Raw genomic sequence first — 22,669 nt, 5'->3', positions numbered from 1 at the left:
TCACTTCAACCTAAAACGCTTGAAAACCACTTAATTTATCGAGTAATCCCTGCATTTCTACATGTTCCAATACTCGCCGAAAACCTACATTATCTATCATTTCGATCTTTTCTCTCCCGATAGCTTTGATCTCAACAGGCTGTTTCCCTTGGATCACCTCAACAACAATTTTCCCTTCCCCATAAGAACCATCCTCTATCTCATCTACAAGCTTAACGCTCCTGATCCATTTACGAATATTACGCTCTTCCTCCAGTGTCGCAAGCCGACCTTCTATGGGAAGAGCAACGCCGTATAACTTAATACAAGAGATATTGTCATGGTCTTCTATACTACCAGTCTTCAATTTGTTACCTCTTTCAGTTTCATTCTAACCTGAAAAGCCTCTGCTTTTCCAAATAAGGACCTAGCGGTTTCGGATAAAGTTCTGAGAATTCTCGACGCGCCACAACCATATTTATCTATATTTCCATTTTTAGGTGATACTCTGTTAGGCGACGGCCCGGTAAAACAAAGCATAAATTGTACTATTATGCTTATCCACAGTTATATTTGTGGTGTAGTTAGGATGCAATTTATAGGTTTTCCTTTGTATATTGCGTCAACGCACTTATTACATGAAATACATTTTAGTTTCTTGTGTTCATTTGTTTCCCAATCGTTTACAAGACCTGGTTCACATATGAAAGGACGGCACAATGATACACAATCTGCTTCTTTATTTTGAACAATCTCTTCCATAAGAGACAGGGTTCTTAAACCACCGACTATCATGATCGGTACATCTAATTGGCTCTTAATTTCTCGACACCACTCACGATAATATGCCTCTTTGTTAAGGCTATCAATATGGGCTTTGTATTCAGTCTCTACATATCGTTTACCTCTTAAACCCTGGCTAATTTCTAAAGAGTCAAATCCTAATTTTGCAAGTAATTTGGCGGACTCTTTTCCCTCATCTAACTGAAGACCACCAATAAAACCATCCTGAACCCCAATCTTAATAAATACTGGGTAATCCTCACCAACTTTTTTCCTAATGTTTTTGTATATTTCGTAATGCAGACGAAGGCGATTTTGAAGACTTCCGCCCCATTGATCCTGTCTTCGGTTTGTAAAAGGTGAAAGAAATTGACTTAAAAGGTAAGCATGGGCACCGTGAACCTGTACAGCATCAAACCCTGCAGCTTTTGCTCTTATTGCTCCATCTCCAAATGCATTAATCACCTCCCAAATTTCGCTATCTGTAATTTCTCGATATTCACCTGAGTAATAAGGGTCATTGTCAACAATTGATGGGGCTAAAGGAAGAATATTTTTTGTCTTCAGATACTTAGCTTCTTTTCCGCCATGAAAAAGTTGTATAGCAATTTTAGCGCCACGCTCATGAACTGCTTTTGTGACTTTTTCAAATCCTGAGACAAATTCATCCCCCGCAATGGAGTTCTGATGTGGTGATATCTGGCCGGTATAATGAACGTAAGCTATACCTGCTATGATTAGACCCGCACCGCCATCAGCTAAATCTGAGAAAAGCTTTATTTGGGCATCGGAAACATGACCATTTTCATTAGCAAAACCGTCGTATGTAGCTGACCTGACAAACCGATTTCTTATCTCTAGGTTTCTTATTGTGAAAGGATCAAACAAAATACTCATAGTTACCTCCTTTGTTAATCAAATCTTGCAACGCTGAAGTGAGATCTGAGCGGTTTAAACCTCGGGGACAGGGCAGAGCCCCAGTGAGGCCGTCAGGCCACGGATATTTTTTTGAGAACGAGCCTTCACCTTCTTAAGCCCGGCCACATATTGTATAAATAAAGTTACAAAAAAGGACGGGTAAACAGCATGAATACTCTGATCACTGAACGCACGCCGCTCGATATCGCGGCTGAAATCAATACAATTAAACAACAGACTTGTAAAATCCTGCTTACCAATGCCGTCGAGATCGGCCGTCGACTGAAGGAAGCCAAGGATCTCCTCAAGCATGGGGAATGGGGCAAGTGGTTGAAGGAATCGGTCAGTTACTCCCAGCGAACGGCCGAAAGACTAATGCAGATCTTTGAAGAGTATGGAACGAAACTGCTTGACTCCTCCGACAGTGATGGCAACCCAAATTCGTCACTAGTGACGAATTTGACCTACACCCAGGCGCTCATCCTTCTTGGAATCCCGGAAGAGGAGCGGGATGAGTTTATCGCGGAGCATGATGTCGAGAACATGACCAAATTGGAATTGCAGCAAGCTGTCAAGGACAGAGACCAGGCCATTCAAGAGAAAAAAGACCTCCAAAAAGACGTGGACTTGAAAAGCAGCGAAATCACCCAATTATCTACTCAGGCCAAAGACCTGGAGATACAGGTGAAGGAATACAAGTCAAAATACTCGGCCGAGCAAGAAAAAGTTACGTTAAAGCAAAGGGAGCTGGAGGCGGCCAAAGAAGAGATCCCATCCGCCAGGAAAATTGCAGAGCTGGAAAATAAACTCAAAATCGCGGAAACCAAATCCTCAGTCATGACGGCCGACACACAATTTAACATTCACCGCGATAACATGCTTAATGCCTACAATGAGCTGCTGAAAATGCTCACAGCATTAAACAGAACGGATCCGGAGATGAAGGAAAAATACAGAGAGACTGCGAGTATGATTGTTGAAAACATGGCGAAGAGGCTCAAAGTATGGCCCCCCGTTATCAAGACGAATCTATCAATTAATACGACCCATTCCGAGAGGGGTTAAATTCAGCGGCCACTTGGTACTAATCCTCCCTACGGAACAGAAGAGATCACTGTGTTTTTAGGTGATACGGTAGAAGCATCAGAGTTCAGAGGCCGCCAAGGACGGCGGTCCCCTGAGCCTCCGTATCATTTAAGTACGTAATATACGAATTTTTAACAAATGTGGGCAAATAGCTCGCCCCCTTCTCTCGCGGAGCTGATATATTATGATTTCTACATATATTTTGCATTCCCTTCCTGCGCTGTAAACAATGACTTAATTATCCTTATAATGTTTCTTTAATCCATATAGGCAATTTTTAAAGAGAACCATTCCTTTTCCATAATAGGCGTTCACTTGAGTGTGTTACCGTGACTAATGCCAGAATTATGAGGTTTTAATAATCTTACTCAGTTAGACCCCAAACATCGATTAGTTATCCAAAAACTTCATGGTTTTAAATTTTCTAAGATATCTTTAATTAAATATCTCCAATACAAATAGTCTAGCCCCCTTGTTGGGGGGGCTAGACTATTTCTTAACGGTTATTTATATATTAGTGATCAGACACAGTATACAAGTAAATTATTCGCTATTCGCTATTCGCAATTCACAAGTTGCAATTGCAAATACTAATTATGCCAACCTAAAGCCCTGAAGAGAGCAGTGGCAGCTTCGGCACGGCTTACCGTTTCACGTGGGGCCAACACTTGACCCTCTACTTTGATAATCCCCGTACTGCTGGCTATGGCGACATAGCCTAGAGCATCTGAGCTGATTTGATCAGAATCTTGGAAACTAACTTGATAAATATCCTTGAGTTCTGCCAGTTTATTCAGCTGAATGTAGCGCATTAAAACTTTGGCAAGAAGTTCACGATTCACTGGATCACTAGGCTTAAGATCTTCCGTTAACCATCCTAGCTCTTTCGCTTTATTCATAACTTCTTTCTCTGAAAGGCCCATATTTCCCCATAACCCAAATCGGCTAAGGTACATCGCACGCAACATTGAGGCAACACTCATCTTCTCTTGAGGTTTAAAGCTATTTTCATAATCGCCAAATAACCCTGCTTGGCCAAGTACTGTTATCTCTGCTGCTCCTGTAACTTCGGCTAGATCCGTAAAACTGTATGGCTTTGGCCCCTTTTCTACTGGCTGACCCTGGTAATCAAGTAATTCCCCACTTTTTGCATCCAAGATGTTAGAGATTGGAATACTGCGGTCCTTGGCAATTGGAAGATAAACTAGGCGTAAATCCCCCGGTATACCATTGGAATAGATACGAACATAGGTGAGGGTTAAAGGTCGTGCCTTGAGAAAGGATTCCACAGCTTTATCTTTGCTGAGAATTCCTGAGAGTCCAGGCAAATCATATTCCGACCAGTTAAGTTCAAAATTTGTAACTATGCCGGCCACAGGATCGACATTGATACTCATTCCGTTTTCAGGAAAATCAACCCCGTTGACCACTCTTCCATATGAGAAAGCTTGATTATTCCATGGTTCCAGACTCATTTTAGATATTAGATCCGTTTCAGAGTCTAACACAACTTGATTAAATCGCTCAGGCTGAACCTTTTTCAGGAACTCTTCAGCCAGTTTTTGGGCTGCTGCCCGGTCTAGTTTAACTTCAGTCTTGTCGTTTTGTTGTGTAGAGATAGCAAAACCAAGCAACTCACCAGTTGTGGCGCTAACCCTCGCGTTAATATATTTTGAGTTTCCTTCCTTTGTATCGGTCTCAATAATGCTCCACTCGAAGCTCCAGATACGTTTGTCATCGTTGCGCCAGTCTTTACTTAAATTTGCACTGCGTAACGTCAGGTTATCCGGAATCTCAACCCAGCGCTTCACAGCAGCAATCGCCTCATCTTGTTTGAGAAGCTTTGCAGTACGTTCCACTTCTTGTTGTTCCTGAGGGGTCAGAACTTGAGCTCCATCAGAAACTGAATTGGCTCCTTTCGACTTAGCGCTTCCCATTCCCCCAACACCGCTCTGATCTGTTGCCAGCCACTCCCCTGGTTTTAATTGAAGTGGTAAGCCTGTTAAAGCATCAATTGCGCCTCCATTGTTATCCCCTCTTAATTGATACACAAGTTTAGCTTCCTGCTTTTTCCCTGCAAGCAGAGGTCTGTAGGATGCCGGAATCCAGTACTGGAGTTTAAAGAATGGTGCCGCAACAAACGCCTGTTGCGCTTGATCAACACTGATCACACCTTTTACTTCAGGCGCTTTTACATCGTTCCAGTTGAGATTATAAGAAGTGATGTGCCCATCTGTACTTGATACTTGCACATTGGCTTCATTGCTAAGAAAGGGGACACCGTTAATTAGTCGTTGATATTGGAGAGAATAATTGAAGGGACCGTAGTTTAGTGGTACTATCTCTAATTCACTTGGAATTAAGCTTAATTCCTCGGTTCGCTTGCCTAATAAACGGCTAAGTAATTTGCTGCTGATTTCTTGAGCTTCAGCCTTAGTAATGGTAGGGACTGACGGACTATTGGCCAATTGATCTTCATTCTTCCAATAGTTCATACTTACAATATCTCCGTTTATGGCATTAACCTCTGCAGCGAACTCTCCTGGTCGTTCTGCTGTACCATTCCAACGCAAAGCCCATACTTGACGTCCATCATAGGTGTTGTAAGAAGAACTGAAATCCGTATATTGAGTTGGGACGTCGAAGTTGGTTTTTACAATCTGAATAGCTTTTTCCAGGCTCACTTCTGGCATAGCCAGAGACTCAACAGTTGGAGATGATACACTGCTTTCTCCTGCTAAAGCTATAGGCGCAAAAATCGTTGGAACTAGTAATATGGCTACTACAATCACGCTCAGGAAAGAACGCCAATTATTCTTCATTGTATTATCTACCTTCCTTTCTTACTCGGGGTTCGATATTCGTAGTTTGAACTCTTTTTTTAAATAAGAGTGAACTCGTTCAGCCAAGGCTGAACATCGTGACTGATGTTCTCTCTCTCCAGTTTCCCTCCTTCAACTGCGATTATTTTTGTTTCCTAGCACTTAGACCCAATTGCTGCGCTTTCAAGTCTGTTACCTATTAGTTATAGACGTAGTTTAGCCGTGTTTCTGACAAAGAAATTTTCGACATTATCTAATAAATTACGCAGACATGGAGGTAAATCACCTGTAAAGCGATCTCCGTTCGAAAACTTGGCTAGCTCTAAACCACTGACCCCAGTCTGACACGAACATGGAAGGCTGAGATTTAAGCATCTATGAATGGCCAAAATGCGCTGATGTCGAGGGCGAGAATGGACCGCTGGCCATGGGATGGCCAACTGTCACAGTAAGCAAAGATGGCGAGATGGGCCTTCCAGAAGGGTATATAACGATAAGTTATACCTTCTGCCAGAAAAATAGGTTTCTATTGTCGGTGATGTTGTGTTGCGGCAAGCAGGTTGACCGATATAATGAAATAGGCCATCTGCTTAGGAAAAAGGCAAATGACCTATACCGTTATAATTACAAAAGTCTAGCCCTTGTAATGCTTTTCTCGCCATATTTCTCTTTTACAGAATCAAGAACCTTCGTGAGATTTTCTTTTTCCAGCTGGGGTTCTTCGAACAAAGACAGCTGATTTTGAATCTGATCGGTCAGATTAGATAAGGTAACCCCAATTAATCGAAGTGGTTGTTTAAGGGATAACTCTCTTAATAAGCTACAGGCTTCCTGATAAATCACGTCGTCAAGATCCGTAGCCCGCAATAGTGTTCGAGAACGGGTTAGGGTACGGAAATCAGCGTACCTGACTTTCAAGGTCACCGTTTTACCTCTGAGTGCTTCTTTGCGCAGACTCCGACCCACATGAACGGCAAGCTTTAGTAAAGTTGTCTCCAGTACATCAGGATCAGCAATATCAGTTTCAAAGGTAGTCTCGCGACCGATGGATTTAACCACCCGGTCGCTTTCCACGGGTCGATCGTCAATTCCTTGGGCCAACTGATAAAGCTGGCTACCCAAAGATCCAAAGAGCTTCGTCAAGAACTTTAATTCCAGGCTGCGTAAGTCCCTAACTGTTTTAACATTATGATTGTGCAATTGTTTCGCTGTTTTTTCTCCTACTCCCCAAATCCTTTCCACAGTCAATGGGTCAAGAAACTCTTGAATTCTATTGGGATGCACAACTACGAATCCATCAGGTTTTTTCAGATCTGAGGCAAGCTTGGCTAAAAACTTATTGCATGCTAAGCCAACAGACGCCGTTAAGTTTAATTCCTGCTGGATGCGCTGTTTTATTGTTAAAGCTATTAAATCTGCAGGCCCAAATAAACTCGTAGAACCTGTAACATCTAAAAAAGCCTCATCCAAAGATAGTGGCTCTACCATAGGAGTATAAGTCAAAAATATTTGTCTAATTTGCCAGGATACTTCACGATATTTCTGCCCATTTACGGGCAAAAAAACAGCAGAAGGACAGCGCCGAGCAGCTTCTGCAACAGGCATAGCTGAGCGTATTCCATATTTACGCGCTTCATAAGACGCCGCAGAAACTACACCCCTGCTATTGGGTCTGCCTCCAACCACTACCGGTTTGCCCATTAAGGACGGATCGTCGCGCTGCTCGACAGAGGCATAGAAAGCATCCATATCTACATGTAGTATTTTTCGATAGTTCGCCCAAACGTCCATGTCTTCCTCAATAAAATCTTATGATTCTTCTGCTTCTTCTTTCATCGGACAAGAATTTGTTAAGTCAATTTCTGCAGATACTTCTTTCCAAGGTGCTTCTTTAATGTTTACATTCTCCAGAAGAAGAATAAGGTCTGATCTGCCGAAATAGGCAGGATTTCCTTGGGGATCTATAGTCATAAGAACAATAGGCATCCCTTTAAAAACAGGGAGCAACCCTTTGATTACCATCGATGCGTTAAAGGAATTTTGGAATACAGTCGGTTGGACGGAAACAACAGCAATGGTTTTTCCTTGTTCTGTCACAACAGCACTTTCAAATTGAGTGTTCAAAAATTTCATCTCCTATTGTTGTAATGATTAACTGTTATTAGTGAATTCGACAAACATATTAAAAACCCTGCAACTTAAGTTGACCTCTGTTGGCAAGTGACGTGCGTTAAAGGTCTATCCTCTAAAATAGTTAACGCCGCCGGCAAAAATCGGTTGATATTTATTACCCGGAACGTTCTTCGCTATTTCCAGACCGGTCCTTTCGGAATGGGCCATCTTACCCAGAATACGTCCATCTGGGCTGGTGATTCCTTCAATCGCTTCAAAAGAACCATTGGGAGTATAGATAACATCATTGCTAGGGTTCCCGTCAAGATCCACATATTGAGTAGCAACCTGTCCATTATCTATTAACGTTTGAATTATTTCGTGATCTGCGACAAACCGACCTTCTCCATGGGAGATAGGCACGGAGTGAATGTCTCCCAAATTCACCCCGCTAAACCATGGGGATAAAACGGAAACGACTTTGGTTTGGACCATGCCGGAAACGTGACGCCCGATTTTGTTATACGTTAGGGTAGGCGATTCTTCCATCAAATCGATTATTTCTCCATAGGGAACAAGACCCAGTTTGATCAATGCTTGAAACCCATTACAAATACCAAGCATCAAACCATCCCTTTGATCCATAAGTTCCTCAATCGCCTCACTAATCCAAGGGTTTCTGAACATAGTAGCAATGAATTTACCCGAACCGTCTGGTTCGTCTCCCGCACTAAAGCCCCCTGGGAGCATGACGATTTGAGCCTTCTGTATCTTTTTAACCATCTCTTGGATAGATTGCTCCACATCAGTTGCCGTCAGATTTCTAATCACTAAGGTTTCAACGATCCCTCCGGCTTTCTCAAAAGCTTTGGCTGAATCGTACTCACAATTGGTACCCGGGAAAACCGGAATAAAGATTCTTGGTTTAGCCACTTTAGTTGATGGTGTTTGATTATTTCTCAGGTTGAAGCTCACTTTTTGTGGCTCGGCGACTTTTTCCGTTTGAGTTGGAAAGATTTTTTCCAGTGGCTTTTCCCAGGCTTGTAAAGCGGTTTTTAGCTCAATATTCACGTCATTAATCGTGATGATCGGGTTTTCCTGAGTTACACCGAGCAATTGGAAGTCTACCCCGCTGAAGGCTTTTGCCAGATCAATTGTTTTTTCAATTTCTAAGATTATTGAACCATAATCAGCAGTAAACAGACTATTAATATCTATTGAACTGTCTAAGGTCATCCCAACCTGATTACCGAAGGACATTTTGCTGAGTGCCGCCGCCAGTCCTCCCATCCTGACAGTATGAGATGCCAAGACGCTTCCGGAATGAATCAACTCGTTAATTTTGGAGTAGTTTTTGCTTAGTTGTTCAAAATCAGGGACTTCATGCTCATCCCGAGTAGCTTTCACTAAAACAACCTTACTGCCAGACTTTTTGAACTCTTGGGAGACAACTTTATCAGCCTCGACCACATTGACTGCAAAAGCAACCAATGTGGGAGGAACGTGCAAATCCATGAAGGTTCCGGACATGCTGTCTTTTCCACCGATCGCCGGAATTCCAAGTTTTTTCTGAGCATAAAAAGCTCCTAACAAAGCGCTGAAAGGTTTCCCCCATTTTTCGGGATCTGTTCCTAATCGTTCGAAATACTCCTGCAGGGTAAGTCGAACTTTGTGATAATCCCCGCCCAGGGCCACAGTCTTAGTTACCGCATCTACCACGGCATATAAGGCACCGTGAAAAGGACTCCACTTTGCCAATTGCGGATTATAGCCATAGGTCATTATGGTAGCCGTATTTGTTTCCCCCGCTAAGACGGGAATCTTAGCCACCATACCTTCAGCCGGAGTAGCCTGATACTTGCCACCCAAAGGCATCAAGACCGACGACATTCCGATGGTACTGTCAAACCTCTCCACCAACCCCTTTTGGCTGCAGACGTTTAAATCACTCAAATTAGCAAGCCAGGCCTCTTTTAAGATTGCGCCCGGGTTCGGAACATTATGAGCAGCTAATTTTTCTTCGATTGCTTCTGACAACTTGTTAAAGTAGTTGTGATTCCCTTCCGGAAGAGTGACCTGAACCTTCGTCGTTTGCTTAACTCCATTGGTATTGAGAAATTCTCGGCTGAGATCGACAATCGCCTGCCCGCGCCAAACCATTATAAGTCTGGGGTCAGCACTAACCTTAGCAACTAAGGTTGCTTCTAAGTTTTCCTCATGAGCGTAGTTGGCAAAGGCTTCAAAATCTTGAGCGCGAATAACGACTGCCATTCGTTCTTGAGATTCAGAGATCGCAAGTTCTGTCCCATCAAGACCTTCATATTTTTTCGGAACTGCATCTAAGTTAATCTCTAAGCCATCAGTTAATTCTCCGATAGCAACCGATACCCCGCCTGCTCCAAAATCGTTGCAGCGCTTGATTAGTTTACTAACCTTGGCATTACGGAAAAGTCTCTGAATTTTTCGTTCTGTGGGAGGATTACCTTTTTGTACTTCCGCCCCGCAAGTCAGTAGAGACTCCGTGGTGTGCTCTTTAGAAGATCCAGTTGCACCGCCACACCCGTCTCTGCCAGTTCTTCCGCCGACAAGTACGACAACATCCCCAGCTTCAGGGGCTTCACGCACTACATTTTCCCGGGGAGCGGCCGCAATGACTGCCCCAATTTCCATCCGTTTGGCCACAAAGCCTTCATCATAGACTTCCGTTACTTGACCAGTCGCCAGTCCGATTTGATTTCCATAAGAACTATAACCTGCAGCCGCACCCCTTGTTATCTTTCTCTGGGGCAGTTTGCCGGGCAGAGTATCTTCAAGCTTTGCCCTTGGATCTGCGCTTCCTGTCACACGCATGGCTTGGTACACATAGGTACGGCCAGACAGGGGATCTCGAATTGCCCCTCCCAGACAGGTAGCCGCCCCGCCGAATGGTTCGATTTCCGTCGGATGGTTATGGGTCTCGTTTTTAAACATCACCAGCCACTCTTCATTTTGACCGTTGATATCGACATTTGCCACTATACTGCAGGCATTGATTTCATCTGATAGGTCAAGATCAGGTAAGAGCCCTTTTTTCTTCAACTCTTTCATACCCAAAACAGCGATGTCCATGAGACAAACATCTCGATCAGCAGGATTTTTCCCATAGACATAATCCCTTGACGTGAGATACTCATGATAAGCTTTGGTTAATGGGTGAGCAAAATCCCCTTTCGGAAAAGCAACCTCTTCGATCTTTGTATTAAAGGTCGTATGCCGACAATGATCCGACCAGTAAGTGTCTATCACTCGAATCTCAGTAATCGTTGGATTTCTTTTTTCAGTATCTCGGAAGTATGCTTGACAAAATGCTAAATCTTGATAGCTCATGGCTAAGCCCGTTTTATTAAAGAACGCTTTCAGTTCTTCAGACGACTTCTCAATAAAACCATCAAGAATTTCGACATTTGGCGGAGTTACAGCTTCAAATTCTAAGCTTTCAGGCTTCTCTAAAGCAGCTTCTCGAGATTCGACTGGATTAATGCAGTAATCTTTAATTTTCTGGAAATCCATCTCGGAAAGCTGACCCTTTAATACTATAACTTTAGCTGAAGCAATCGTTGGCCGCTCTTTTTGGGTCAGAATCTGTACACATTGAGCAGCAGAATCCGCCCGCTGGTCATACTGACCGGGCAGATATTCCATAGCAAAAACTTGGTCCTGTGGGGAAATTTCAATATTTTCGTCGTACACCAAATCCAATGGAGGCTCAGCAAAGATAATCGGACGGGCCTTTGCATACTCCTCGTCCGTAATTCCAGAAATATCATAACGGTTAATCACTCTTAACCCTTGCAAACCTAGTATCCCTAAATTTTCCAGAAGATCATTGTGCAGACCCTGGGCTTCAATATCATAGCCAGGCCTTTTTTCCACATAAATACGTTTTACAGCTTGAAATCCCATATCATCCTGGTTTCTAAATACTGAACATTACTACACAAACCTATATAATTCAGCATTTTCACTTTGTCGACTAAACAAAGCGGTAGCATCACAGGATTCAGCTACTTAGGTCAATACTCTCGTATTAAACATCCATATCGCCTTAATTAAGCGCATCAATTAAGTACAACAGATGTGCGACGGTTAGTCAGCCCCTAAAACAACTCCGCACAAGCCTTTCAACTAAGTGTACAAGTGCAGTGGTTTATTCTAACGTTAATCTTTAAGCGATCCCTAGCAGTTCTTTCCTACGGACTAACCATAAACCAGGCGTATTCACTTCCTTCCGTTTCTTGAATAATTTAGTAATTTGACGAGTGATTTCGCTCCATTTACTCCATTCGTTCATTTTCTTAAAGGCGATCAGTTTTTTCTTAGGCACTAATATCTCTTCAAGCAATTTCGGTACCGTTTCTTTGAACTCATAACTTCTTCTCGCAATGACTAAAGCTGCGCCGTTATGAACATCCAGTCCATATTGGTGACAATATTTATAGAGTCCGATTTTGCTGGTATATTGGGGCTTTACCTTGACGAATTCAACCCCGTTACGCAGACAACTACGTTCCAACATCATCAATAGCGCCCTGTATACAAACGGGCTACTCACCCTAGCTAACTTGCTTGACACATCGCGGTCGTCCTTAAACTTCAAATCCTCCGCAGCAACTCCACATTGTCTGACCAAGGCATAGTCTACTGCCTGAGCCACAAGCTCACCACATAAATTCGTCCGCCGATTGCTCCGACAGAAGGTTAATTCATGTTGTTTCAAATAGGTGTGACCTCTGTAGTTACCGAACGTATCGATTTTGGTTAACGCAAACCCATCCGGATTTGTATCTATACCGATCATGTTGACGTGCCCCGTGTAACTAACCTTCGCTTCAAGCTCTTCAAACGTAATATGCGCATAATACTCATCGTCTCGTTTGATTAACTCCACTTGGTAGGCCTCACCTCGTTCTAGCGAATCCATAAACATCTTCCTGTATGGAATACCATTGACGTTTCCTGTCTTTTTTGAGATTTTTTCTGGCAAGTAAATCGGTATTAAGACCTTAACGGCTCTGTTCTTCACCGTTTTCTCAAGCGTCGAGATTTCTAAAAAACTTACTCCATCCTTAAAGACAACTCTTAGATTTGGATTACCACCCTTTGACTTATCGCCACGACTATAAATTCGGTTATTCCGGCAATCGTTCCATTCCTGCTTCGTAATTAATCCTTTACACCGTCTTAGAAACATTTCCTTCGTGCCAAAGATCACTGGCGGGAAGGTCTTACTCGTCAAAAACGCTGTCCAATAGTCTAGCCTACGCTGACGTTTCTCCAGTTTTGCGGTTAATGATTTTACCGTGCGTTCAGACAACCTAGGGTTTTTAAGCTTCTTAACAAGCGCCTCAACCTTCTTACGATAGTTTTCGTGATAGAGCTTAACGAGTTCATGCTATGAGGCAATCGTCTGCCTTGCCGATTCCGCAGCGTCTTTCGCTTGCCGGATATTCAAGTTGTATTTATGCGCCACAACCTTTTCTATGTCTCCGATAAATTGCCCTTCGAGCAGTCTCTTAAACGAGTAGCGAATGGCCGTACAAAAGACGAGCATCAGGTTATTTAAGATTGCCTTTTGTTCATCCGATAGATTTACCAGAATCGCTTTCATGGTTGTTTTCATCAGACTCACCTCGTTCCTGTTCTAAGACTTCTAAGGTTTGCACAAGCGTCTGCTTAATCTTTCTGCCCCCTCTTGCACCATACAGCCTTGCGCTAAAACAAGTAACGATACTGACCAAGTCGTTGACCATTTCTTCATTGGGTTCAGCTTTCCAACGTTTTCAACTGCTTCTATCGCGACGTTGAAGGACACCGCAAATTCCTTAAGATAAGAGTAGCCAAACCGGGCCAGCCGATCCTCATACTCAACCACAATTATATCAACTTCACCTCTACCACATTGTAACAGATTTAGTGTGATAATGAACAATAGCATTGTACAGTAATATTGATATTTATATAGTTATTCGGAAACTGTTGTTACTTCCATTAGTTAGTTTTTAGATACGTTAAGTAAATTAACCCTTATCTATGATCCTTAAAATATGTTTAAGGCCATAGCACTTTGTCTATGGCCTTGTCGCGCAAAATAGTAGACGCAGAATTCTCTTAGTTTGCATAATACCATGATTTTGATCAAAATTAAAGAGTAGCTATGAAAGAATCGTGATTTGACTACCATTTTTAACGTTTGTTGTTTAAGGTATAGAGCGGCCTTCGGAATACCATCAAACTCCATATATTTCCGCCTCGGTAAATTCGTCAACCTTAGTCAATTTCCATTTCCCTTTAACTTTATCTAAATAGAATACAGAGTTAAACTCCGCACCTGAATAGTCATTGCTTCTCAATACTTTTTCTAAACCAATTAAGTCTACTATTGCCTTACCTTTAGATATTGAAATAAGAGGTTCCTCAAAAGAAACTTTATAGTCTCCCACTCCCAGACGACTTTCCAAATGATTCTGCCAATCATTTACCCCATCCCCTTCTTTTTCCGTTGGCTTGAGGTAGCCGAATTTTTGCTTAAAAACAATGACATCATTGTTTTTAACCGCCCAACTAAAGGTATCGAAGTAATCACTGACAACAGCCATAATTTCCGTTTCATCCTGATGTTCTACAGAATTCCTGAGATTATTAAGGTCTATATCGACCACCGCATCCTCCTGTCTTATCCCCAATTGAGTTATTTTAATGACTATACCTTCTGTGAGACTGTCATCATTTTTGGGATACTGCCAGTTAGGGAATATCAGTCTCGGTTCCTCGCTTTCCGGGTCTTGGAACTTTTCGAAACCTAGGAGAAACTTATAATTGTCGATTTTAGAATATAAGTTTGCTTGAATGGCAGCGTCTACATTGTTTCCTTCAGAATCTAGGACACTATAGTCCAGAATCCATGTTTCCTTGTCATTTTCTCTGGCGAAAGACTTCATCTGAACGATGTAGTTATTAACAGGAAAATTTTTGTTGATGTCGAGTCTATCTTTGACCCCTTCAATAGGAATTGTCTCGTTCATATTGTAATAGCCGTAAATATTGGTTAGTTCAACTTGTAGATTATCTGTTTCAGCTCCGTCAAAATTAGCCATGCCCACAATTGTCTTTTTATCTTGAGATAATCTGTAATAGGGACCCAGGCAGTTGAACTTAGAGAGATGAGTTCCTAACTTCCGTCCACTGTCATACATAGACAGAATTTCTCCCTCTGGGGAATAATTGTTATTCCAATCATATAGCCACCCGTGTTTTATTCCATCATAGTCCTCTAATGCAGCCAACTTATAATGTAAGCTGGTTTCGCTTATGCCTCTTTCGAGGGACTTAACTACCAGCCTGTAACCCTTTTTCTCCATAGTCTCAGTCATCTTGTATTCTTTGGTATATTTCTCGCCTACTGTCTTAAACTTAATATCTTTCAGAGTCAAAATTACAGGATCTCCATATCCAACTGGTCCACCGAAGAATTCCATTCGTAATTCTTTAGGAACTTGCTGGACAGCCTCGAAGGTTAGCAACGTTTTACCATCGGAGAGTTTTTGTAAGAATGAACTCCTACCCAGTTCCTGGTCCTGTCCATCGAAAAGGTCCACCGTAAGATAATCCATCCGTCCCTTGATATCTCCGTCAACAGTGACAATCATAAAGGTATGGTTCTTATCCATTAGCACTTTCTCGATCGTAACCTTGGTTCCCTTACAATCCACCGACTTGCCCACTGTTATAAACTGTTCGTATTGCTCCGCCCGAGCAAACCTGTCTAGAGTTACAATGCCGCTGGAGTCGGCAACAGGTTGAACTGAACAGCCAGAAGTTAAAAGAGTCATAAAAATAAGTGTTAAAACAAAAAGCTTTCTTCTAAAACCTACTTTTCTGCCTATGTCCGCTATTGAGTGCATCCTAACTTCGAACACCTTTGGTTTGCTCATGAAAACATACTCCTTACACTTCGTCCAAAGCTCCTTTTTACTTTACCTTTAAAATTCCATCCTCTTTCATAGCCAAGCATGAAGCTAAGATCGAAGGAAAGGCTTCAATATCCCGCTGATCATACTCTCCCATTAAGCAAACTTGAAGCCAATTTCGCTCAAGTAAATAGGAGCTTCGATAACTAAGATAATAGCCCTCATTTTCCAGCCTCGCCCCTATCGTTTCTGAACTGAGATCCCCGGGAAGTTCAAAGCTTATAACATTGGGAGACGCGTATTCCTCCGCTGCTACAACTTTTATACCAAGTGCTCTTAACTGTCTTCTTAATCCCTCGGCGAACTTTGCATTAATAGAAAAGTCCCTAGATAACGTTAAATTTAACGCATTTTGCAAAGCATAAATAAAATTTGATGAATGGGTAAAGGGTACTCCTTCTGACTTACTATATAATTCTAGATCCATATAACGAGGCAGACCTTGTCCACTTAAAGCATGATTATAGAAAACAAAACTTAACCCCGGATATGAACATAGAGCTTTGCCACTTACGCCCGACGCGAGAAAAACTCCTTTTAGATCAATGGGCAAAGCCCCGATAGAGCTGACACAATCTAGGCAGAGTATAATATTTCGCTTCTTACAGATGTTTTTCAACTTTGACAAATCATTAAGAACCCCTGTTGATGTCTCTAGATGTACTGCCCATACCCACCTAATGGAGGGTTCTTGATCAAGAATAATTTCTAGCTCATCATAGTAAATAGCCTTCCCCCAAGTATTCTTAAACTCTTTGAAATCAAGCCTAGCCCTTTGGGCATGGTCAACTAACCGTTCACAAAATTCGCCATTACTGACAACTATGCCCTTCCCTTTATTTGAAAGATTGGCAGCTACGACATCGTTAGCGAGGGTGCCTGACCCCAGTAAGATCTGAACGCTTTTCGAATTAACCAATTGAGAGAGCTTATGTTGGATTTGGGCAATATCTTTCAGAAATCTATCCGAGCGATGAGAAACCGGAGTTTTAATAAAAGCCTCCTTAACGGCTTCACAAATCCTTACAGGTCCGGGAAGGAAGTTGACACTATCTTTCACAGCAGGCTTTAGCCTGGGTTGCTGTTCTAGAAAACTATTCAGATTCCGGACGATAGTTTCTCGTGCAAGGTACATGGGTTGGAACATAGCTTCGGGTTTGCCGACAAGTGGCCCGAAAGGTACGAAGCCAAGATGCTGATACAACTTCAACTGTCTTACCGTTCCCGATATTACAGCTAAGTCGTATCCCTGCTCGTTACAATATTCCATAAGCATGTTCATCAATCCGACAAGGATTCGACCGCCCCTAACCTCTTTTTCTACGGAAAGGAGACGAATCTCGCACAATGCGTTGTGTGGAGGTAAGTATGCAGCTAAATCGGCCAGTTTTAAGTCTAATGAAAACGGACGTTTACTTCGACACGCCAGCATTCCTAAGAGCCTCCTATCGCGAAGGCAAATGCAATATGAATTTTCCTCATGAAACTTATCTACTAACTTTTTCTCTTTATTAACACCATGCTGGGGGATTTCTTGCACAAATGTTTTGTAGTTAAGAGCGTGAATTTGCTCAAACTCCCAGTCCTCAGTAGCAATTTTAAAAGATAAACCACAACTCATGCTATTACCTCCTTGAAACCTCTTTCAGTATCATCGCAATATTTCCTCTATGAGCAATAAGTAAGATAATCGCTAGGATCAAAATCCCAATAACCTGATTTGCCGACGGTGACATTAAGAATGCTATGATTGGCGATGCCAGAATAATTAAAAGACCGCTTAAGGTAAATTTCCTGGTCAGTGCAAATAGCCCTATTGTGATTGCAAACAACACCAGGGCTAGTGAGGGATTAATCACAACTATTCCCCCAAAGGCAGTAACTACTCCCTTTCCTCCTCTAAAACCAAGTTGCAGCGGCCATATGTGCCCCGCTACAACGGCAATCACGCTCAGGACAACAGTTAAGTCTGAGAGTTTTAGGTAAATAGCTATAGCAGGAATTAGAAAGCCTTTGAAAACATCTCCAAGAAACGTTAACAAAAAACCTTTGGTGCCTAAAATCCTGCCAACATTAGTAGCACCGGTAGCACCAGAACCATAATTTCTAACATCATGACGGCAAAGCAACAGAACAAGGTAGTACCCAGTTGAGATTCCGCCAAGAAGGTAACCTATGACGATAATCAGAATATCAATCAACAAGCACCTCTCGTTTCTTTATACGTTTATACGTTTAAGCAACTCTACGATTTTATTGAACTCCTTCAGCTAAAGCTTAACATCTAGACTTCGGTGGCATAAGTCTCAAGTACGATAGTAGAATAAGGAACACCCTCTTGAAGTGGGAGTCTCGGAATTGATTAATATTATACAATCTTAACATATTTTTGTTATTTTAGATAAATATCGAATTTGCTTTTTTGAGCTCCTTAAACGCAAAAAAAAGAGAGTATATCTCTATAACTCTCTTTAGTATTCACTGGTTAAATTATTAGCTGCATTTGGAGTTTTTCCTAGTGAATGGAGCTTTATTTTATCGCTTTATACCTAAAGCCTCCTTCTTTTGCTATCGCCATAAATTTATCTTTTGAGCAATCGACTATGATCTTAAAGTAAGATAACTCTCTAAAGTGGGTATCTGTGCACTCCTTAATGTCCACTAACCAATGGATTCCTTCCTTCTTGCAAAAGGTCAGCAGCTTAGCCAAGTATTCCAGACTGACATTAACAAGACCTAACGGGGTTACACACTCATCGTTACAGGTATATATCTTATTTATTACTTGAATATCAGAACTCCCGGGGACTTCTCCACCAGTCTCTATGAGTTTTGTGATAAGTGTATCATAGACTAATTTATACTCCTCAACTTCTGTTTCACTGAGTTTCTTTATACCACTATCCTGACCCGTTAAGGTAAATCTTTGAATATACTCGTCACACTTTTTCATGGCTTACCTCCTTTATTAAAGGGCATCTAGCCAGTTGATTGGTTTGTACTTCTTTTCACCAGTAATCTATTCACCGCCTTTATGCTTTGATTACTTAAGTCAAGATTATCATCTTATTACGCGAGGGGTCTATAGTATATCGTTATCTTAATAATCAATTAATCATATGAAGATGTATTCATTACAGTTTGGTTCTAAAAATCCGTGAGATTTAATCTATTCCAGGAGTCCACCGGGGTAGGTTTATAAAGTCAAAAATAAAAAGGCGATTGGTTAAACCAATCGCCGCTAATTATTTATAAAATTCTGCCTTTAATACTAAAAGGCGAGGTTTTTTTTGCTCGTTTAATAAAAGAATATTATATCTATTGTTTAGTTTTGCCTGTTATTGATCCAATCTTTTACAGCATCTTTTCTAAAAACGTTTTAATCCGGGGATGGCGAGGACTATCAAAAAAGTCGATTGGGTTACTATCCTCCAGAATTTTACCATCATCCATAAAAATCACTCGGTCGGAGATTTCTTTGGCAAATCCCATTTCATGAGTAACGATCAACATGGTCATATGCTCCTGGGCCAAATTTTTAATTACACTTAAGACTTCTCCTATCAGTTCAGGGTCTAAGGCTGATGTCGGTTCATCAAAAAGCATAATATCAGGGTTCATAGCTAATGCTCTTGCGATTGCTACCCGCTGTTTTTGTCCCCCGGATAACTTAGAGGGAAAGGCATCTTTTTTTTCCAGTAAACCCACCTTCGCCAACTGCTTCTCGGCAATTTTTAAAGCATCGTCTTTAGATGCCTTGTTGACAAGCATAGGCGCTTCTATCACATTACCCAGTGCTGTCATATGGGGGAAAAGGTTAAAGCTTTGAAACACCATACCCATTTTCCGGTAGGCCTTCTTAACTTCCTGAGGAGTAGCAACAATCTTTGCTTCTTTATCTCCTGCAGCCTCGACGACAATCCCTTCTATCTCGACAATACCCTGGTCTATCTTTTCTAATTGATTCATACAGCGGAGCAAGGTGCTTTTTCCTGAGCCACTGGGGCCAATAATTGAAATAATTTCCCCTTTATTGACTTCTAAGGATACGCCTTTAAGAACCTGCAGCTTCCCAAAATATTTATGAATATTACTCATCCGTATCATCGTCATTCTCTCTACTCTCCTATTCATAAATCGAATATTTCTTCTCTAATGTGCTAAATAATCTAACAAGAACAGAAGAGATAATTAGGTACAGAACAAAAGCCACGATAAATGGCGTGATATTAAAATCCCTGGTGAAGATCTGGGTAGCAATCCGTAATAGATCAGGCATTCCTATAACTGCAAGCAGTGCCGTTTCCTTTACCAAGTTAACAGCCTCACTGCAGGTAGGGGGTAAAACTCTTCTTACAGTTTGGGGAATAATGATCCGGCGCATCGTTTGGGAATAAGTCATTCCTAAAGCTTTAGCGGCTTCATATTGACCTTTGTCTATGGATTCTATACCTCCTCTGAAAATTTCCGTTAGATAAGCCCCAGAATTCAGGGTATAGGTAATAGTTGCCGCAGCAAAAGGTGACAGTCTAATCCCGATGATTGGCAATCCATAAAACATGAAGAATAATTGCAAAAGCAAAGGCGTGCCTCTCCAGATCCATGTATATAAGTATAGAATCTTAGTGATTATCTTTGGACCTCTCACTTTGCCAATAGCTGCTAAAAGTCCTACAGGCAATGCGAATATTAAGGTAGCAACATAAATCTTAGCAGTTAACTTCAATCCTGATGCAATAAACGGAAGTATACTTAGAACATATTCCATATGATCCATTATCGTCTCTTATCCCTTCGTTGCCTTAAATAAGACCGTTTAATAATTTATATTATAGCCCCATACAGTAATGGCTTATTATTCGTAAATAGAATATTTCTTTTCTAATTTGCTAAAGACTTGGAGTAAAATAGAAGAGATAATCAGGTAAAAACCAAAAGCAACAAAAAAAGCGGTAATTTTAAAATCGGATGTCACCACTTCCTTGGCTGAGCGCAATAAATCGCCCATACCAATCGCGGCAACAAGCGCAGTATCTTTAAAGGTAAGGATTGCCTCATTACAGGTAGCAGGTAGCACTCGTCTAATCGTCTGGGGAATAATAATCCGCCGCATCGTCTGAAAATAGGTCAGTCCTAAAGCCTTAGCTGCTTCATACTGCCCCTTGTCAATAGATTCAATACCTGCCCGGATAATTTCTGTTTCATAAGCGGCTACATTTAAAACAAATGCAATGATTACTGCAACAAGTGGCGGTAAATTAATACCAAAGTAAGGTAAGCCAAAATAAATAAAAAATAATTGGAGCAACAAGGGGGTGCCTCGCCATATCCAGGTATATAAGTATAAGATCTTTTTAAGAATTGGGGGGCCTGATACTTTACCGATCGCAGCCAAAATAGCTAGAGGAAAGATCAAAATAATTACAATTCCATAAATCGTTAGGGATAGCTTTAAACCCTTTAAAAGAACGGGTAATATTGTTAGAACATAATCCATCGTTTTCTCTAATCCCCTTATGAATGTCTTTAATACCCCTTAAACGAAGGCTTAGGGAAATACTCTTTTAAAAAACTTGTCCAGTGCTAAGGCATTCTGCGTAAAACAAGGAATAGGAAGAGATTTGTTAACTTCCTATTCCTTTTAATCCAATCCCAGACTCCCTCACCGAGTTTCGAAGTAAGTTTAGTTGATTGGTGAGTTCAATCTTACTTAATGATATTTGAACCAAACCATTGATTACTGATTTTGGCAGCAGTCCCGTCAGCCTTCATTTCGTTGAGAACTCGATTTAGTTCAGCAAGGAAGGCTTTATCTTCCATGCGTACACCTACACCATAAGGCTCTTTGTCAAAATCGCCTTCTTCTGCTGTGAGAATATAATATTTGTCTGCAGTTTTTTCTGTAGTAATCAGATAACGGGCGTTCATTTCATTCGTTACTACAGCGTCAATGCGACCAGCCTCTAAATCCATTAAGGCAACAGTCGGACTTTCGAACTTTCTGATTTCCTTAAGTTTAGAAGAAATCGGATCTTTAGCAACAGCTTCTTCCGCAGTGCTGCCTAATTGAAGTCCAATAGTTTTTCCATCTAAATTCGCCTTGGACTTGATTGGTGAACCGGACTTTACTACGATAATATTCCGATCCTCCATATAACTATCCGTAAACCCGATTTCCAGCTGTCTTTCAGGAGTAATGCCCAGAGCGTTCCAGATGAGATCTATTTCCCCACTTTTTAAATTCAAGAGAACCCCATCCCATTGGACTGGTTTGAATACAGCTTTAACTCCTAAACGCTTGGCAGCTTCTTTAGCTAAATCAATATCAACGCCAACCAGCTCTCCTGCTTTATCACGAAAGCCTGCTGGCGGGTAATTGTCATCCAGACCAACGACGAATTCCCCTTTTTCCTTAATTTTATTCCAGGATTGATCACCCGTTTGGTTCTTGTCTGTAGACTTCTGACCGCAGCCTGCTACTAAAAGAGCAACTGTACAGATAGCCACAAATAGTGTTAACCATCTTCTTTTCATCTTTACTATCCTTCCCTTCACTAATACATATAGTCATTAAAGAACCCATTTTTTTAAAAATTATGTTTCTGTAACCTTCAATAAATAAGTGCAATTTTAACACAATACTTATATCAATGGCATCCCTCCTACCATTACTACTATACACGAATACACACCATTTTGGCTAGGTCTTAGACGTCTGTGCCTGATTAGATTCTGCAATCCGTAGTCTGTGATACATATAAATATGAATCCGCCTTACTTCAGTTAGCGTGGGTAGATTGGTTAAATTTACCAAGTATAAAATAAGACCCCAAAAGCCATAATATGATCATAAGGGTACGTAATGGTTGAGCCAAGATTTATATATGCTCTTTACCGGGTGTATATGGGTCGGCCAAAGATTATCTTCAGGTGGTAAAACGCTTGTATATAGTCGGAGGGAAG

At 41.4% G+C, this 22,669-nt stretch carries 18 protein-coding genes; 1 reads left to right on the top strand and 17 read right to left on the bottom strand.

All coding sequences use genetic code 11. From position 1 onward, the window contains the following. Positions 1 to 10 precede the first annotated feature (10 nt). Entirely contained in the window at positions 11 to 346 is a 336-nt protein-coding gene (locus BUB11_RS12665) for a hypothetical protein (protein ID WP_073030128.1), read from the bottom strand. Between the two features lie 200 nt (positions 347 to 546). Beyond that, complete coding sequence (locus tag BUB11_RS12660; protein WP_073030127.1) at positions 547 to 1,659, bottom strand: oxidoreductase; 1,113 nt, start codon at positions 1,657 to 1,659, stop codon at positions 547 to 549. Positions 1,660 to 1,848: 189 nt separating this feature from the next. On the opposite strand from BUB11_RS12660, the gene BUB11_RS12655 reads away from it, so the two are divergent. Beyond that, positions 1,849 to 2,745, top strand: a complete 897-nt coding sequence (locus BUB11_RS12655) for a DUF3102 domain-containing protein (RefSeq protein WP_073030126.1) — start codon at positions 1,849 to 1,851, stop codon at positions 2,743 to 2,745. 611 nt (positions 2,746 to 3,356) lie between these two features. Here BUB11_RS12655 and BUB11_RS12650 read toward each other — a convergent pair. From BUB11_RS12650 to BUB11_RS12585, 15 genes are all read right to left on the bottom strand, one after another. Next, complete coding sequence (locus BUB11_RS12650) at positions 3,357 to 5,588, bottom strand: YcdB/YcdC domain-containing protein (protein WP_073030125.1); 2,232 nt, start codon at positions 5,586 to 5,588, stop codon at positions 3,357 to 3,359. 624 nt (positions 5,589 to 6,212) lie between these two features. Further along, positions 6,213 to 7,379 carry a DNA polymerase IV gene (gene dinB, locus BUB11_RS12645; RefSeq protein WP_073030124.1) on the bottom strand — a complete coding sequence of 389 codons (1,167 nt, stop codon included), beginning with the start codon at positions 7,377 to 7,379 and terminating at the stop codon, positions 6,213 to 6,215. Positions 7,380 to 7,397: 18 nt separating this feature from the next. Beyond that, a complete protein-coding gene (locus BUB11_RS12640) occupies positions 7,398 to 7,712 on the bottom strand; it encodes a hypothetical protein (protein ID WP_073030123.1) in 315 nt (104 codons plus the stop codon). A 114-nt stretch (positions 7,713 to 7,826) separates the two neighbouring features. After that, on the bottom strand, positions 7,827 to 11,642 hold the full coding sequence (locus BUB11_RS12635) for a phosphoribosylformylglycinamidine synthase (protein WP_073030122.1): 3,816 nt from the start codon (positions 11,640 to 11,642) through the stop codon (positions 7,827 to 7,829). Positions 11,643 to 11,904: 262 nt separating this feature from the next. Beyond that, complete coding sequence (locus BUB11_RS12630; RefSeq protein ID WP_242947539.1) at positions 11,905 to 12,975, bottom strand: transposase; 1,071 nt, start codon at positions 12,973 to 12,975, stop codon at positions 11,905 to 11,907. Between the two features lie 156 nt (positions 12,976 to 13,131). Then, entirely contained in the window at positions 13,132 to 13,359 is a 228-nt protein-coding gene (locus tag BUB11_RS28280) for a hypothetical protein (RefSeq protein WP_242947538.1), read from the bottom strand. A gap of 30 nt (positions 13,360 to 13,389) precedes the next feature. Next, positions 13,390 to 13,611, bottom strand: coding sequence for a hypothetical protein (locus tag BUB11_RS27555; protein ID WP_207650038.1), 222 nt, complete (start codon positions 13,609 to 13,611; stop codon positions 13,390 to 13,392). A gap of 355 nt (positions 13,612 to 13,966) precedes the next feature. Beyond that, positions 13,967 to 15,670 carry a DUF4179 domain-containing protein gene (locus tag BUB11_RS12620; RefSeq protein WP_084110271.1) on the bottom strand — a complete coding sequence of 568 codons (1,704 nt, stop codon included), beginning with the start codon at positions 15,668 to 15,670 and terminating at the stop codon, positions 13,967 to 13,969. Positions 15,671 to 15,707: 37 nt separating this feature from the next. Continuing rightward, positions 15,708 to 17,327, bottom strand: a complete 1,620-nt coding sequence (locus BUB11_RS12615) for an aminotransferase class V-fold PLP-dependent enzyme (protein WP_073030120.1) — start codon at positions 17,325 to 17,327, stop codon at positions 15,708 to 15,710. Positions 17,328 to 17,331: 4 nt separating this feature from the next. Continuing rightward, positions 17,332 to 17,907 (bottom strand): glycerol-3-phosphate acyltransferase, encoded by a 576-nt coding sequence (locus tag BUB11_RS12610; protein ID WP_073030119.1) that lies wholly within the window; start codon positions 17,905 to 17,907, stop codon positions 17,332 to 17,334. A gap of 329 nt (positions 17,908 to 18,236) precedes the next feature. Continuing rightward, positions 18,237 to 18,659, bottom strand: coding sequence for a hypothetical protein (locus BUB11_RS12605; RefSeq protein WP_073030118.1), 423 nt, complete (start codon positions 18,657 to 18,659; stop codon positions 18,237 to 18,239). Between the two features lie 401 nt (positions 18,660 to 19,060). Further along, positions 19,061 to 19,819, bottom strand: coding sequence for an amino acid ABC transporter ATP-binding protein (locus BUB11_RS12600; RefSeq protein ID WP_073030117.1), 759 nt, complete (start codon positions 19,817 to 19,819; stop codon positions 19,061 to 19,063). A gap of 13 nt (positions 19,820 to 19,832) precedes the next feature. Continuing rightward, a complete protein-coding gene (locus BUB11_RS12595; protein ID WP_073030116.1) occupies positions 19,833 to 20,483 on the bottom strand; it encodes an amino acid ABC transporter permease in 651 nt (216 codons plus the stop codon). 78 nt (positions 20,484 to 20,561) lie between these two features. Then, positions 20,562 to 21,203, bottom strand: coding sequence for an amino acid ABC transporter permease (locus tag BUB11_RS12590; protein ID WP_073030115.1), 642 nt, complete (start codon positions 21,201 to 21,203; stop codon positions 20,562 to 20,564). Between the two features lie 209 nt (positions 21,204 to 21,412). Further along, entirely contained in the window at positions 21,413 to 22,240 is an 828-nt protein-coding gene (locus tag BUB11_RS12585) for an amino acid ABC transporter substrate-binding protein (RefSeq protein WP_073030114.1), read from the bottom strand. Positions 22,241 to 22,669: the final 429 nt, after the last annotated feature.

The sequence above is a fragment of the Desulfosporosinus lacus DSM 15449 genome (assembly GCF_900129935.1).
GTDB lineage: Bacteria > Bacillota > Desulfitobacteriia > Desulfitobacteriales > Desulfitobacteriaceae > Desulfosporosinus > Desulfosporosinus lacus.
The sequence above is the reverse complement of the archived record's forward strand: the minus strand, read 5'-3'. Positions and strand labels throughout refer to the sequence as shown.